We start from the raw sequence: 15,287 nt of genomic DNA on the forward strand, positions 1-15,287 counted from the left end.
ACTGTTGCCCCGGAGGCTACAGGAGCGGGGGCGGGGAGTGGGTGCCGACCGCGCCCCACTTCCCGCCCCCCAAGACCTGCGTTAGAAGCTGTCGCTGCCGCCCACGCGCACGCCCTGGTAGTAGGCGTAGGCAGCGCTGTAGCAGGCGGGCTGCTTGATCCAGCTCTTGGCGTTGCAGATGGCTTTCATGTTGGTGTAGAAGGCCTCGTCGGTCGTTTTGCGGTTGGCGTCGGTGCGTCCGTAGACTTTCAGGTTGCGGTACCCGAAGTCATGCACGTTGCAGGCGGGCCGGAAATCCTCGCGGTAGCCCAGGCCCAGGCCGTCGGGGGCGCTGCAACCGTCGCGCGTCCAGTCCAGGCCGGGGTAGGGGAGGCTGGTGCCGTTGTACGCAGCGTACTGGGTATTGTAGTTCCCCACGCTGCCCCACCCGGTGCGTTTCACGTACGCGAGGCGGTCGCTGGTCAGGTCCAGGCCGCTGAGGCTGGGAGCGGCGGGCAGGGTCAGGACGCGGGGTGTTTCGCCGTACGCTTCGCGCAGCGCGGCAAGGAGCTCCGGGTCGTTGCCGTAACGCGCGAGGATGGCCTGGCTACCGGCATCCTGCAACTCGGGGCGCGAGGCGTAATCGCTGGTACCGAGCGTTGCGGTGGGTGCGGCCGTCTGGGAGCACGCGGCGAGGGACAGCGAGAGCAGAGCGGCGGGCAACATGAATGAACGCATGACGACTCCTGTGGGCAGGTGGGGGACGGGGGAGCGGGGGTGACTGCTCGCCTTCCACCATACGGCGGGGCTGTCAGGGGGCTGCCAGGGGCTGTCAGACGAACTCCGGGTTCAGGGGACCGCAAAGACCCTTGAATCCGAGCGAAACAGACGCAAGCCGTATCAGGGCGTGCGAGGGTATCATGGGTGGTGATGACGGTTCCTCCTGTGTCTGCTCCTGCCGCCCTGCCCGATACGACCCGCACCCGCATTCAGCAGGAGGCGGCGCGCCTGTTCGTGCAGAGCGGGTACCACGGCGTGAGCATGCGCGAGGTCGCGGAGGCCGTGGGCGTGACCAAGCCCGCCCTGTACCACCATTACGCCGATAAGGAGGCGCTGTTCCTGGCGATGCTGGAGGGCACCCTGGCGGGACTGGCGCGGCTGGTGGCGGCCGCGAACGCGCAGGTGGGCATTCGCTTGCAACTCGATACGCTGGTGTACGAGTTGCTGGCCAGCGCGCCCGAACAGCGGGTCGGCCTGCAACTGGCGGGCGAGTTACGGCACGTGAGTGCCGAGCGGCGCGCCGCGTTCGAGCGCGAGTACCGCCGGGTGTGGATCGGTGGGCTGTCGGAGTTGTTCGAGCTGGCGGCCGCGCGGGGAGAGTTGCGCGCGGACGTGGTCCCGGGGATGCTGGCGCGGGCCTTCCTGGCGCTCACGTACCCACTGGTGACGGGTGCGCCGTCCAACGACCCGCAGGGCATGGGACGGGCGCTGCTGGCCGTGTTCCTGGACGGCGCGACCATCCGCTAAAGCGGGTCCGGAATGATCCGGTGACCGCCGCTTCCAGGAGGTGCCCTGACTACCCCGCCGTGCAGCGGGGTGGACGGCTGGTTTCCTGCTTGCGTTGACGGTCATGTCGGACCAGGAAGCGCCGGGACGGCCCTTGATCCGCTAGGATGACCGCGCCCGAAGGAGATCACCACTGTGCCCGTTACCCGCCTGGAAATCTGCACCGAACACCTGACCATCGATCAACGCGAGGATCTGCTCGACGCTGTCTGGGCGGCGCTGCGCATCAGCCCCGGCATGGTCACGGCTGACGGAAATGTCGAACTGACCCTCAAGCACTGCGGGGACTCCGTGGCGCCCGAGGACGCCCCGCTCGTCCGAGTGAACGAGATCGAGTACCGCAACGTGACGCCCGAACGCCTCGTGACCCTCATGAAACGCTGGTCCCGCTAGAGCGGCCTGCCTGATACGGAATCCGCTCCCCTGAGCCACAGGCGGAAAAGCGCCGCCTCTGGCTCCATACCGTCCAATCCGTACGCTGGTCCTATTCGCGTCCGCTCGGATTGCTTCAGAACTGCAGCGAATCAACCGCAGACCGTATGATTCCGCAGACGGGCAGTCGGGAAGAGAGGCAGCGAGGACAGCAAGAGTCGAGCAGGGCAGCGGCCACGCTTCATGCCGGGTAGCCGGGCGCCAGTAAGGGCCGGTCTCCGGCGCTCCGTTCGCGTGTTTGCTACGCTGCTGCGGTGAAGAAGTCCCCCACCGTCACCCTTCAAGCCCAGGCGGTGCGCCGCATCACGGGCCGCTACCCCTTCGGGCACAGTGGCGATATCGCCCACGCCGACGACGGCATTCAGCCGGGCGAGGTCGTGAACGTCCGCGCCGAGGGCAGCACCCGCCTGATCGCGCGCGGGTACTTCAACCCGCAGGGGGGAACGCCGCTGCGCTTGCTGACCTGGCAGGACGAGGACATCGACCTGAAATTCTACCGTGCCCGCGTGAAGGCCGCCCTGGCGCGCCGCAAGGGCCGCATTGTGAATACCGACGCCATGCGCGTCCTGCACGCCGAGGCCGACGGTCTGCCCGGCGTGATCGCCGATCAGTTCGGGTCCGTGCTGAGCGTGCAGCTACGCAACGCGGGCGTGGAACGCCACCGCGACCTGATCGTCAAAGCCCTCAAGGACGAGACGCGCGCCGCCAGCGCCTTCGAGCGCAGCGACACCGGCGAACGCCGCCGCGAGGGCCTGGAGCTCGTGACCGGCACCCTCTGGGGCGACGTGCCGGGGCGTGTGGAGTTCTTCGAGGACGACCTGCGCCTGCACTTTGCGCCCATGGACGCCCAGAAGACCGGCTTTTTCCTCGATCAGCGCGACAACCGCCGCCTGATGGCCTCGCTGGTCCGGCCCGGCGCGGGCTTCCTGGACGTGTACTCGTACACCGGGGGCTTCAGCCTGCACGCCGCGAAGGCCGGCGCGAAAGCCACCGCCATCGACAAGGACAACGTCGCCCTGGCCGCCCTGGAACAGGCGGCGCGGGGGAACGGCGTTCAGGTTGGCGTGCGCTGGGGCGACGCCCTGGAAGCACTTGCCGCACTGGAAAAGGACAGGCGAACCTTCTCGGCCATCGTGCTCGACCCGCCTACCCTCGCCAAGAGGCGGGAAGATGTCCCGCGCGCCAAACGCATCTTCACGGACGGGGCTGCCAGCGCCCTGCGCATGCTGGAGGGCGGCGGGCACCTGATGATCAGCACCTGCGCGCATTACATCCGCGTGGATGACCTGCTCGACGCCGCCAGGGTCGCTGCCGCCGAGGCCGACACCGATGCCGAGGTTCTCGAGGTGACCTATCAGCCCGCCGATCACCCGCATCTGCTCAGCGTGCCGGAGAGCCTGTACCTCAAGAGCGTCCTGCTGCGCAAAGCCTGATCGGTTTCGAGGGGCGCCGAATGATACGGATTCCGTATGAGGAATCGCCCCATGTTCGCGTGGTGCCCTGAGCTGCTAGACTGTCTCGTTTCCGAAGCGGAGGCAGCGCCTTACGCGTTCAACGTAACCCCCTGCGGCCCGGTCTACGTCTGATTCCTGCCGTGCTGGCCGCACTTTTCAGGGAGAACCCACCTTGCAGAACAATCTGATCGTGAAGGGCGCCAAGGAACATAACCTCAAGGACATCACGGTGGAACTGCCGCGCGATCAGTTCGTGGTGATCACGGGAGTGTCCGGCAGTGGTAAGAGCACTCTGGCCTTCGACACCATCTATGCCGAGGGTCAGCGCCGTTACGTGGAGTCCCTCAGCGCGTACGCCCGCCAGTTCCTGGGCCTGATGGAGAAACCGGACGTGGAGAGCATCACGGGCCTGTCGCCGGCCATCTCCATCGACCAGAAAACCACCAGTCACAACCCGCGCAGCACGGTGGGCACCGTGACCGAAATCCACGATTACCTGCGGTTGCTGTACGCCCGCGTGGGCACCCCGTACTGCCCGGTCTGTGGCCGCAAGATCGAGAAGCAGAGCCCGAGCGAGATCACGGACCGCCTGCTCTCGGGCTTCGCGGACAGGCGCGCCATCCTGCTGGCACCCGTCGTGCGCGGGCGCAAGGGCGAGTACCGCAAGCTGTTCGCGGACCTGCGCCGCGAGGGTTTTGCGCGCGTGCGGGTGGACGGCACGCTGTACGAGCTGGAGGAAGCCGAGAAGCTGAAGCTGGAGAAGTTCGAGAAGCACGACGTGGACGTGGTCATTGACCGCGTGACCCTGCGTGAAGGCGACCGCAGCCGCATCGCGGAGAGCGTGGAACTGGGGTTGCGCCGGGGCGAGGGCCTGCTGCGCGTCCTGATGCCCGATGCCGGGCAGGACGGCGGGCCGCACGAGGAGTTGTACTCCGAGAAGTTCGCCTGCCCCGAGCACGGCAGCGTCCTGGAGGAACTCGAACCCCGCTCGTTCAGTTTCAACTCGCCGTACGGGGCGTGCGGGGACTGCGCGGGCCTGGGCAGCAAACGTGAGTTCAGTCCGGATCAGATCATCGATGACAAGCTCTCCATCGCCGAGGGCGCCATCCTGCCCTGGAGCAAGAAGGGCACGGGCGGCGGCATCTACTACTGGGACAAGTTGCAGGCGCTGGCCGAGCACCTGGAGTTCAGCGTGAAGACCCCCTGGCGTGAGCTGCCCAGCCAGGCCAAAGACGCCGTCCTGAAAGGGCCGGGCGCACCCTTCGAGGTCGTGTACCGCCGCGCCGGCAAGGAAACCATGCGGTTCATGACCGAGTTCGAGGGTGTGATTCCCAACCTGGAACGCCGCTACGCCGACACGGAATCAGAGTTCATGCGCGAGAAACTCGAGGAGATGATGGAACTCCAGCCGTGCCCCACCTGCGGCGGCACGCGCTATAAACCCGAGATTCTCGCCGTGCGCGTGGGCGGCCTGAACATCAGTCAGGCGAGCGGCATGAGCGTGCTGGACGCCGACCTGTTCTTCGACCGGTTGCAGGGCGGCGGTCTGGACCACGCGGCCATCATGCCCTTCCTGACAGGACACCTGGGCGGCACGGCGCGCGCGCACACGCCCAGCCGTTACGAGTACGTCCTGAACGATTTCGGCACGGCGGTGGCCGCCCCGATCCTGCGGGCCATCCGCACCCGCCTGAAATTCCTGGTGGACGTGGGCCTGGATTACCTGAGCCTGGACCGCACCGCGAACACCCTGTCGGGCGGCGAGGCGCAGCGTATCCGGCTGGCCACGCAGGTCGGCAGTGGACTGACCGGCGTGCTGTACGTGCTGGACGAACCCAGCATCGGCCTGCACCCTAAAGACAACCACCGGTTGATCGGTACCCTCAAGCACCTGCGCGACCTCGGCAACACCCTGATCGTCGTGGAGCACGACGAGGACACCATGATGGACGCCGATTACCTCGTGGACATGGGCCCGGGTGCGGGCGTGCACGGCGGTCAGGTCGTCGCGGTCGGCACGCCGCAGCAGGTGCGGGACAACCCGGACAGCCTGACCGGCAAGTACCTGCGCGGCGAACTGAAGATCGAGGTGCCGCAGAGCCGCCGCCGGGGCAACGGCAAACAGTTGAAGATCATCGGGGCGCGCGAACACAACCTCCAGAACGTCTCCATCGAGATTCCGCTGGGGACCATGACCGTCGTGACCGGCCCCAGCGGCAGCGGCAAAAGCACCCTCATCCACGACATCCTGCACGCCACGCTGGCCCGCGAACTGAACGGCGCGAAGACCACCCCTGGCCGCTTTGATCGCATCGAGGGTATGGAGCACCTGGACAAGGTCATCGAGATCGACCAGAGTGCCATCGGGCGCACGCCACGCAGCAACCCCGCCACGTACACCGGCGTGTTCACCGAGATCCGCGACCTGTTCACCCGCACGCCCGAGGCCCGGCGGCGCGGTTATCAGGCCGGGCGGTTCTCCTTTAACGTCAAGGGCGGCCGCTGCGAGCACTGCAAGGGCGACGGGGTCATGAAGATCGAGATGAACTTCCTGCCGGACATCTACGTGCCGTGCGAGGTCTGCAAGGGCGCGCGCTACAACCGCGAAACGCTGGAAGTCAAGTACAACGGCAAAACCATCGCCGACGTGCTCGACCTGACCGTCGAGGATGCCCAGCGGTTCTTCGAGGCGATCCCCGCCATCGAACGCAAGATGACCCTGCTGTGCGACGTGGGCCTGGGCTACATGAAGATCGGGCAACCCAGCACCACCCTGTCCGGCGGCGAGGCGCAGCGCATCAAGCTCGCCAGCGAACTCAGCAAGCGCGCCACCGGCAAGACCATCTACATCCTCGACGAACCCACCACGGGGTTGCACTTCGAGGATGTCCGCAAACTCATGGAAGTCCTGCAACGCCTCGTCGAAGGCGGAAACACCCTGGTCATCATCGAGCACAGCCTGGACGTCATGAAGACCGCCGACCACATCATCGACCTGGGCCCCGAAGGCGGCGTGCGCGGCGGCACCGTGGTCGGCACCGGCACGCCCGAGGAGATGGCCGCGCACCCGACAAGCCACACCGGCGAGTACCTGCGCCGCGTCCCCGGGATCGTGGCCGCCACCCGCAAGCCCGCCCCGGCCGCCGCGCCCGCGCGCAAGGAAACAGGCCCGAAAAAGGCTGGTCGGCCCGCGAAGAAACCCGCGGCGGCCGAGGAGCCGGAACTGGTCGGCGCGGCCCCCGCCCGCAAGACTCGTGCTAAGAAAGAAAGCGCATGACGCAGCCGCCCGACCCCACCCCACCCGACACCCGCCCCACGGATCCCCAGGGTCTGAGCCCTGAAACGCCGGTTCAGGCCGATCAGGCTGGGCAGCATCCCACCCCCGCCCCCGCCACCGTTCCCGGTGCTTCCGCGCCGGGGTCGCGTCTGGCAGGCCCACGCCAGGCCCGCCCGGCTCCGCAGGACGATCCGCCGCCGGGCACAGCCGTCAAGGGGCTGAAACTGCTGGGAGGCGCCGTGTGCCTGCTGACCCTGGCGTACTTCCAGTGGACGCCAGGCGAGTGGCCCGTGCGCCTGCTGACCTGGGTACTGCTGACCCTACTGGCCGACGAGTTCGGCGGCTGGTTCGGGTACGGCGGGTTGGTCCTGGGGGGCCTGGGGTACTTCAGTCCGGTGCAGCCGCCCGCCGAGTGGCTGATCATCCTGCCGCTGGTCGGCGGGGCCCTGGCGGGCACGCTGCTGCTCAAGCACTCGGGCGGACTGTTCGTCCTGCCGTTCGCCGGGGTGTTATTCGCGGGCGTGCTGATCGCCGTGGGCCGCTTTGGGGCCAAACTCGACCCGCAGATGACGCTGCCCGCCAACCCCGAATTCCTGCGCACCGCCCTGACCGCCATGCTGATCGCGCTGGGCATCAGCGCCGCGCGGCAACTGGCGGGACTGTTCCTGCGCGCCCGCCGCCGCGCCCGTCCGCCGGAAGGCATGCCTGCCTGACCGTTCCTGTACTGCCTGCGCGCCGCTTCCCTTAACCAGGAGCGGCGTTTCTGCTCTTTTGCGCCGTGGCTCCGGTCACCGGGCGGCCAGAGACGGACTGCGCTCCACTGCGCCACCGTCGGCTGTTTCTCCTCACATCCGCTTGCACCCAACCGAAACTGCACCGAATCAACCGCAGTCCGTATGACATGGCCTGCGGTCCCTCACGCACTCGCGTTACACTTCAGGGCAGATGAACAGTAACTCCAACCGCACCATTCTCGTGATCGGCACCCTGATTGCCGTGGCCCTGATCGCCCTCGCCCTGGTCGCCGTTCGCGGTAAACCCGCTCCCGGCGCGGGCCTGAACGGCACCTTCGACCTGACCGGACAACCCTTTGCGGGTCAGGCCGACGCGCCGGTCAGCGTGGTTGTCGTCGAGGACTTCAAGTGCCCCGTCTGCAAGACCTTCGAGGAAACCATCGCGCCCGAACTGAACACCAAGTACATCGAGACTGGCAAGGCGAAGCTGTACTCCGTGGTGTGGCCTTTCCTGGCCGAAAACGCCCGCCTGCCCACCGACGACAGCAAACTCGCTGCGCAGGCCGCCAAGTGCGTGTACGACCAGGGCGGCAACGACGCCTTCGGCCGGTTCAAGACCATCCTGTTCCGCGCGCAGGGCAGCGAGAGTGCAGTCTGGGCCACCAAGACCCGCCTCAAGGACCTGGCCGGGAACGTCGAGGGGCTCGACCAGGCGAAGTTCGCCACCTGCCTGGATACCGACGCCACCGCCGCCCGCGTGGACGCCGACGAGAAGCAGGTCGCGGACGCAGGCGTGAACCACACGCCCACCGTGTTCGTGAACGGCAAGGAAGTCCGGAACGGCAGCGGCGAGAGCAGTTACCTGCTGGCCGACGTCAGCGCCGCCATTGACGCTGCCAGCAAGTAAGCCGTGAGCCGCGACAACCGCCTGTACGCCGCGTGGGTGATCGCGCTGATCGCCACGCTGGGGAGCCTGTATTTCAGCAACATCCTGGGATTCAAACCGTGCGTGCTGTGCTGGTATCAGCGCATCTGCATGTACCCCCTGGCTGTCATTCTGGGCATCGGCGCACTGCGCGGCGACCTCGGTGCCCGCCTGTACGCCCTGCCACTCGCCGCCGCCGGACTGATCATCGCCCTGATCCAGAACTTCGAGGACTGGGGCGTGATTCCCGTCCTGAAAGCGTGCACCGCCGACGCCACCACCGTCGCCTGCGACGTGCCCTGGCCTGTGTGGGGCAGTGGCGCCCTGGCCGCCCTGAACACCGTCATCACCATTCCGGTGCTGAGCATGACGGCCTTTATCCTGATCACCGGGCTGCTCGCCTGGGGCCGACCCCGCAGCATCTGATACGGATTCCGATTGATTCGGTGCAGTTCTGAATCAATCCGAGCGGACGCGAGTAGGAATAGCAGACGGGTTTCGCGGTATGGAGCCACAGGCGGCGCTTTTCCGACTGTGGTGGAATTTAGCGGAATCCGTATGATACAGATTGCGATTGATTCGGTGCAGTTCCGGATCAATCCCAGCGGAGGCAAGTAGGAACACCACACGGATTGGGCGGTATGGAACGGAATCCGTATGAGGCTAGCAAGAGGCCCGCCGACGCAATTAACGTCGGCGGGCCTTTCATGGAGCCCTGGGAAGTGGGGGCCGAGGTTAAACCCCGACCCCCACCCAGTCCCGTTTACTTGCGGCTGGCTTCGATCAGCGCGGGGACGATCTCGTTGATGTCGCCCACGATGCCGTAGTCCGCGACCTTGAAGATCGGGGCTTCAGCGTCCTTGTTGATGGCGATGATGTTCTTGCTCTTGCCCATGCCGCTCAGGTGCTGCACGGCGCCGCTGACGCCCAGGGCGATGTAGGCCTTGGGTTGCACGGTCTTGCCGGTCTGGCCGACCTGCTCGGCGTAGGGGCGCCAGCCGGCGTCCACGACGGCGCGCGTGGCACCGACGCCAGCGCCAATGTTGTCAGCGAGACCCTCGACGTAGCGGGCGAAGTTCTCGGGGTTGCCCACGCCGCGCCCACCCGTGACGATCACGTCGGCTTCGGTCAGGGCGACGCGGCTGCTCTTCTCGACGCTGCGGCCAGTCACCTGCACGCGGGGGGCGGGCAGGTCGAGTTCCACGTCGTACTGCTCGCCAGGGGTGGCGGCAGGCGCGGCGGGCGCGAACGAGCCGGGCTTGACGGTCACGACGACCGTGCCGTCGGCCTCCACGGTTTCGGTCACGCGGGCCAGGAAGGTGTACCGCTGTGCCTGCAAGGCCGCGCCGTTGCTGCTCAGCTTGATAGCGTCTTCAAGGTACGGCGCGTCGAGTTTCACGGCGACCCTGGGGGCGTACTCGCGCCCGGAGCGGCTGCCGCCGATCATGACGACCGACGCCTCGCCTTCCTGCGCGATCTGCGTGGTGGCGGCCGCCCAGACTTCGGCGTTGTACGCGGCGAGCGCGGGCAGGTCGGCCACGAGCACCTGATCGGCCACGGCGGCGGCCTCGGCAGCCACAGCGGCGACGTTCTGGCCCAGTACAAGCAGCGTCACGGGGCCTTCGCGTCCGGACTCCCGCGCGGCGGTGACCATTTCCAGGGTGGATTTCGCCAGTTTCCCGGCGGTGTGTTCAGCGACGATCAGAATCATGCGATCACCTTCGCTTCGTTCCGAAGCAGTTCCAGCAGTTGCTGGGCGGCGGCCTGGGGGTCCTTGCCGTCGATCATGGTGTTGCGGCGGGCGCGGGTCTGAATTTCAGCGCCGACCATGCGGACCTTGCCACTCAGGTTGTACGCGGCGGGGTCTTCCTTGCGGAGTTCCTTCTTCTTGGCTTTCATGATGTTCGGCAGGGTGGGGTAGCGGGGCTCGTTCAGGCCCTGCTGCGTGGTGACCACGGCGGGAAGGGGAGCGCTGAAGCTCTCGTTGCCGTCGTCCACGTCGTGGCGACCGGTGATGGTGTCGCCGTCGATCTTCAGTTCGTTCGTCCAGGTGAGCTGGGGCCAGCCGAGGCGTTCGGCGCTGGCGGCTCCTAGTGCCTGGGAGTCCCAGTCGGCTTCCTGTCCGCCCACCAGGATCAGCGAGACGTTCTCGGCCTGCGCGACCTGCGCCACGACGCGGCTCAGGGTCACCGCGTCGAACTTCTCGTCGGTTTCGATGTGAATGGCGCGGTCCACGCCCATGGCGAGCGAGGTGCGCAGGGCGTCCTCGACTTTCTTGGGGCCGACGGCCAGCGCGATGATCTGTTCGACCGGCGCGCCGCTCTCGCGCAGGCGCAGGGCTTCTTCCACGCCGTACTCATCCATGCCGTCGATGACCAGGGTGGCCCCTTCGAGGTCAACGTTCTGGCCGCTGATCTTGACGCGGGCTTCGGCGTCGGGAACTTGTCTTACGAGGGTCAGGATATTCATGGGTCCTCCAGGGGTCTGGTGCGCGTGTCAGGACAGGGGGCGGCTGGCTCACCCGTCCCGACAAATTGTACTTGGTTCAAGTTTAGCAGAGCCTTCCAGCCCAGGGAAGACCCGGCCCGGACAGTCACCAGCCGGCACGGCGGGAATCTGCCGCGCCGGCCAGAGCCCAGGAGCACCGGGAAACGACCCCCAGCCTAGCCCACTACCCCGCCCGCAGCAGCCCAGCGTACAGGTCATCAATTATACGGACTCCGGCTGACCAGTTCATAGCGCCTTTCGACCTGAGCGAGCACAAGTCAGGCGTACCCCTGAGCCTGGAGATGTCCACACCGCCTTTACGCGACCTTCAGGTCATCAAGTGGTTGGCTTTAAAAACGGCCTCACCTTAAATTCCAGTCAACTGTTTCAAGGAACCTTCTCATGCTGGCAGACGAACCTACTCTCATGAAGAACCTGATGTCCGTCACCCTCCTCGCCATCGCTGCCAGCACTGCCACGGCCGGCGCGCAGTCCCTGCGCGGCGTCGAACTTGGCCTGACCGGCGGTTACGCCGGTGGCCTGAGCGGCGAAGCCTTCGTCCACGCCCCCAATGTCGTGGGTCCGGTCGGCGTGAAAGCCGGAGTGGCCGTGGCGCGCTCCGCCGACGCCATCAACGACAGCAGCAAGGACGCGCTGGGCACCACCTTCGCTGACCGCAAGACGAAAGACGGCTTCACCGAAAGTGGGAGCCAGACCGTCATCTCCCTGGACGGCACCTACAGCCTCGGCGAGGTCGCCCCGGGTGTCGATACGACCCTGTACGCCGGTGGCCGCTACGGCATGTTCCGCGCCACTGAAACGGCCAACGCCACCAGTTCGACCGCCTACAGCAGCAACTCCTTCGGGATCGGTGCCGGCGTCATGGCCAGCTACGCTCTGAGCGGCAACATCAGCCTCGTGGGCGACCTGGGCGTCGATCACTTCTTCAAGAGCGCCATCAACGTCGATGCGACCAACGCTGGCACCACCACCACCTTCAACTACCCCACCAGCGACGCCGACTACTCCTACAACGATGGCCGCTTCGTGCGCCCCGGCACCAACTTCAAGGCCCGCGTGGGCATCAAAGCCACCTTCTGAGCCGCGTCACCTTCTGAGCCACGCCGCCTTCTGAGCCGCGCCGCCTTCTAAGCTGCGCCACCTGCTGACCGGCCCTCCCTGTGGGGGCCGGTGTCTGTTGTGTGGGTCAGCGGTTCAGGTGCTGCCTGAGCACCTCGAACGCCGCCACGGTGCGTGGGAAGCCCAGGTACGGAACGCACATCATAAGGGCGCCGCGGACCTCTGCTTCAGTGGCTCCGGCGTTCATGGCGCCGCGAATATGGGTGCGCAGCTCCGGGGGACTGCCCAGCGAGACGAGCAGGGCGCAGGCGATCAGCTCCTTGCTTTTCAGGTCCAGACCCGGCCGGTCGTACACGGTGTCGTACGCGAACTCCTGAATGTACCGGCCCAGGTCGGGGTCCAGGTCGTTCAGGCGTTCCTGAATGCGGCCCTGTTGCGAGCCGAAGATCACGTCACGGGCGTGGCGTGGCGTTTCCGGGGCGGGAGTCAGGACCGGCGCGTCTGTCGGGGTGGGCTCGCGGGTGGGATCACTCATGCGCGCAGGGTAACGCGGGGCGCGCGGTGGGTGCCGTGGGTGCCAGCGTGCGTGCAGACGTGGTCAGAATGCCAGGCTGACCTGCTCGCTACAGTGGGTGGGTGCCGCTTCGCTGCTCAGATCGTAAGGTTTCACCTGCCGGACGGTGGGTGGGGCGCGTAGTCTACACTCAGGCTGTCCACCAGGCACCGAGCGTTCTGGCCAGTTTCGGCAGTTCGTTGTTCCCGATTCAGTCGTTCACCCAGCGCCGCTGTTTCAGCGTTTCCCGGCCTGTCCGTGACGGGCCCGTGATGGTAGCGCTTCCCGCCCCTGGGGGTCACCCATGAACAGATACGACGACCGCGCCCGACTCGTGTTCCATTACGCCCGCGAGGAAGGCAACCGCCTGGGTCACGCGATGGTCGGCCCGGAACACCTGCTCCTGGGCCTGATGCGCGAGGGCGGTACTGCCGCCAGCATTCTCGGAGAATTCGGTGCTTCGCTCGACGGCCTGCGCCGCCGCGTGGAGGAAATCATCGGCCGTGGCGAGGGCAACCGCCTGAATGACGCGCCCAGCATCACGCCCCGCGCCCGGCGCGTCATGGAACTGGCGTCCAGCGAGGCCCGCAGCCTGGGCGCGCAGGTGACCAGTACCGAGCACATCCTGCTGGGCATCATCCGCGAGGGTGACGGCGTGGCCTTCCGCATCCTTCAGGAACTCACCAAGGACGTGGATACCATCCGCTGGCGCATCCTGGCGCAGGGCGAGGGCACGGCCAGCAAACCGGCCAAGCCGGTCGCCACGCCCTTCCTGGACGAGTACGGCCGCGACCTGACCAGGTGGGCGCGTGAGGGGAAGCTCGACCCCGTGATCGGCCGCAGCGAGGAAATTCGCCGCGTCACGCAGATCCTGACCCGCCGCACCAAGAACAACCCCGTCCTGATCGGCGATCCGGGTGTCGGGAAGACCGCCATCGTGGAGGGTCTGGCGCTTGCCATTCACGAGAAGCGCACCCCACCGAACCTGCATGACGTGCGCCTCGTGAGCCTGGACCTGAGCGGCGTCGTGGCGGGAACGAAGTACCGGGGAGAGTTCGAGGAACGCCTGCGGCAGATCATCGAGGAACTGCGCAACGCCAAGGTCATGGCCTTCATCGACGAACTGCACACGCTGGTCGGGGCGGGCGGAGCCGAGGGCACACTGGACGCCGCGAACATCCTCAAGCCCGCCCTCAGCCGCGGTGAGATTCAGGTGATCGGCGCGACCACCACCGGCGAGTACCACCGGTACATCGAGAAGGACGCCGCCCTCGAGCGCCGCTTCCAGCCGGTGATCGTGCTGGAACCCAGTCCCGCCGAGACGTTGCAGATCCTGCGCGGCCTGAAACCCAAGTACGAGGAGCACCACGGCGTGCAGATCCCGGAAGCGGCGCTGGAACTCGCCGTTCGCATCGGTGAGCGCAGCCTGCCGGGCCGGAACTTCCCGGACAAGGCCATCGACCTGATCGACGAGGCCGCCAGCCGCGTGCGCCTGAACATGAGTGTGGGCCTGCCCGTCGCGGAAACCGAGGACGGTGAACCGTACGTGACGCGCGAGGACATCGAGAGCGTCATCAATTCCATGGGCGGCATCTACTCCGAGGAGACGGCCGCGCAACTCGGTGACCTGGAAGGGACCCTGAGAGACCAGGTGTACGGCCAGCCGGACGCCATCCGCGCGCTGTCCAGTGCGCTGCGCCGCGCCCGCGTGGGCCTGGGCGGCCGCACCCGCGTCGCCGCGAGCTTCCTGTTCGTGGGGCCCAGCGGGGTCGGCAAGACCCATCTGGCCAAGGCGCTGGCCCGCAGCCTGTTCGGCAGCGAACGCAGCCTGATCCGCATGGACATGAGCGAATTCCAGGAGAGCCACTCGGTCAGCAAACTGATCGGGTCGCCCCCCGGGTACGTGGGCTACGAGCAGGGCGGCCGCCTGACCGAAGCGGTGCGCCGCCAACCGTTCAGCGTGATTCTGCTCGACGAGATCGAAAAGGCCCACCCGGACGTGTACAACACCTTCCTTCAGGTGCTCGACGACGGCCGCCTGACCGACGGGCTGGGCCGCACCGTGGACTTCCGGCGCACCATCCTGATCATGACCAGCAACACGGGCTTCAACGTGACGCCCACCGTGGGCTTCAGCCCGGTCACGCCGGACAGCAACGCCCCGCTGCGCAACATCTTCACGCCAGAATTCCTGGACCGCCTCGACGAGGTCATCCGCTTCAAGAGCCTGGGCGAGGAAGAACTCGTGCGCGTCGCGCAGCAACTCATGGGCGAGATGACCGAGGAACTCGCCAGCCGCGAGCTGCGCGTCACGTTCGACCCGGCCATCGCCGCGTGGCTGGTCACGAAACTCAAGGCCCGCAGCCCCAAGCACGCCGTCGGCAGCAGTCGGCAGCTGCGCACCCTGGTCCGCGAGGAGATCGAGGACCCCCTGGCCCTGGAACTCATGGCCAACCACGGCGAGGAACTGCGCGTCGTGCTGGGCGACGGCGGCCTTCAGTTCGAGAAGGGTGAGGAAGCCGCCTCCCGCCAGATCCTGGCCTGATACGGATTCCCGTTGCTTCGGTGCAATTCCGAATCAATTCGAGCGGATGCGAGCGGGAACAAGGTGTGGACTCTGCGATGTAGTGTTCTGATACAGGCTCCGCTTGGATGGTTGTTGCCAGCCCAACCGGAGCCTGTACTGGATGTTCGTTTTGTCATACGGATTCCGGTTGATTCGCTACAATTCCGAATCAATCCGAGCGGATGCGAGTGGGAATAGCAGACGGATTGGGCGGTATAAAGCCGCAGGCGGCGC

The 15,287-nt window shown here is 66.7% G+C and carries 13 protein-coding genes; 9 read left to right on the top strand and 4 right to left on the bottom strand.

Annotated features, from left to right (window positions below; genetic code table 11):
* Window positions 1-81: 81 nt before the first annotated feature.
* Entirely contained in the window at window positions 82-717 is a 636-nt protein-coding gene (locus tag QZ271_RS04840) for a phospholipase A2 (protein WP_291429513.1), read from the bottom strand.
* A gap of 192 nt (window positions 718-909) precedes the next feature.
* Between QZ271_RS04840 and QZ271_RS04845 the strand changes: the two genes are divergently transcribed.
* The 7 genes from QZ271_RS04845 (at window position 910) to QZ271_RS04875 (ending at window position 8,793) form a co-directional block, all read left to right on the top strand.
* Window positions 910-1,506, top strand: a complete 597-nt coding sequence (locus QZ271_RS04845) for a TetR/AcrR family transcriptional regulator (RefSeq protein ID WP_291429514.1) — start codon at window positions 910-912, stop codon at window positions 1,504-1,506.
* Window positions 1,507-1,680: 174 nt separating this feature from the next.
* The gene (locus QZ271_RS04850; protein ID WP_291429515.1) at window positions 1,681-1,938 is read left to right on the top strand and encodes an NAD(P)H-dependent oxidoreductase subunit E; all 258 of its coding nucleotides are present in this window, start codon (window positions 1,681-1,683) and stop codon (window positions 1,936-1,938) included.
* 293 nt (window positions 1,939-2,231) lie between these two features.
* Entirely contained in the window at window positions 2,232-3,410 is a 1,179-nt protein-coding gene (locus tag QZ271_RS04855) for a class I SAM-dependent rRNA methyltransferase (RefSeq protein WP_291429517.1), read from the top strand.
* Between the two features lie 193 nt (window positions 3,411-3,603).
* Complete coding sequence (gene uvrA, locus QZ271_RS04860; protein ID WP_291429519.1) at window positions 3,604-6,708, top strand: excinuclease ABC subunit UvrA; 3,105 nt, start codon at window positions 3,604-3,606, stop codon at window positions 6,706-6,708.
* A complete protein-coding gene (locus tag QZ271_RS04865; protein WP_291429520.1) occupies window positions 6,705-7,421 on the top strand; it encodes a hypothetical protein in 717 nt (238 codons plus the stop codon). The genes uvrA and QZ271_RS04865 overlap by 4 nt, the downstream gene beginning before the upstream one ends.
* A 232-nt stretch (window positions 7,422-7,653) precedes the next feature.
* Complete coding sequence (locus QZ271_RS04870) at window positions 7,654-8,349, top strand: DsbA family protein (RefSeq protein WP_291429522.1); 696 nt, start codon at window positions 7,654-7,656, stop codon at window positions 8,347-8,349.
* A gap of 3 nt (window positions 8,350-8,352) precedes the next feature.
* Window positions 8,353-8,793, top strand: a complete 441-nt coding sequence (locus tag QZ271_RS04875; RefSeq protein ID WP_291429523.1) for a disulfide bond formation protein B — start codon at window positions 8,353-8,355, stop codon at window positions 8,791-8,793.
* Between the two features lie 337 nt (window positions 8,794-9,130).
* Here the strand turns inward: QZ271_RS04875 and QZ271_RS04880 are convergent, their stop codons facing one another.
* Together QZ271_RS04880 and QZ271_RS04885 are read right to left on the bottom strand one after the other, a co-directional pair.
* Window positions 9,131-10,078, bottom strand: coding sequence for an electron transfer flavoprotein subunit alpha/FixB family protein (locus QZ271_RS04880; protein ID WP_291429524.1), 948 nt, complete (start codon window positions 10,076-10,078; stop codon window positions 9,131-9,133).
* On the bottom strand, window positions 10,075-10,836 hold the full coding sequence (locus QZ271_RS04885) for an electron transfer flavoprotein subunit beta/FixA family protein (RefSeq protein WP_291429526.1): 762 nt from the start codon (window positions 10,834-10,836) through the stop codon (window positions 10,075-10,077). The genes QZ271_RS04880 and QZ271_RS04885 overlap by 4 nt, the downstream gene beginning before the upstream one ends.
* Window positions 10,837-11,256: 420 nt before the next feature.
* Here QZ271_RS04885 and QZ271_RS04890 point away from each other — a divergent pair, with 420 nt between their 5' ends.
* Window positions 11,257-11,955 (top strand): hypothetical protein, encoded by a 699-nt coding sequence (locus tag QZ271_RS04890; RefSeq protein ID WP_291429528.1) that lies wholly within the window; start codon window positions 11,257-11,259, stop codon window positions 11,953-11,955.
* 106 nt (window positions 11,956-12,061) lie between these two features.
* Here the strand turns inward: QZ271_RS04890 and QZ271_RS04895 are convergent, their stop codons facing one another.
* The gene (locus QZ271_RS04895) at window positions 12,062-12,469 is read right to left on the bottom strand and encodes a carboxymuconolactone decarboxylase family protein (RefSeq protein WP_291429531.1); all 408 of its coding nucleotides are present in this window, start codon (window positions 12,467-12,469) and stop codon (window positions 12,062-12,064) included.
* A 322-nt stretch (window positions 12,470-12,791) separates the two neighbouring features.
* Here QZ271_RS04895 and QZ271_RS04900 point away from each other — a divergent pair, with 322 nt between their 5' ends.
* Complete coding sequence (locus tag QZ271_RS04900) at window positions 12,792-15,032, top strand: ATP-dependent Clp protease ATP-binding subunit (RefSeq protein WP_291429533.1); 2,241 nt, start codon at window positions 12,792-12,794, stop codon at window positions 15,030-15,032.
* Window positions 15,033-15,287: the final 255 nt, after the last annotated feature.

Origin of the sequence: Deinococcus sp. (assembly GCF_018260555.1) — a bacterium.
GTDB lineage: Bacteria > Deinococcota > Deinococci > Deinococcales > Deinococcaceae > Deinococcus.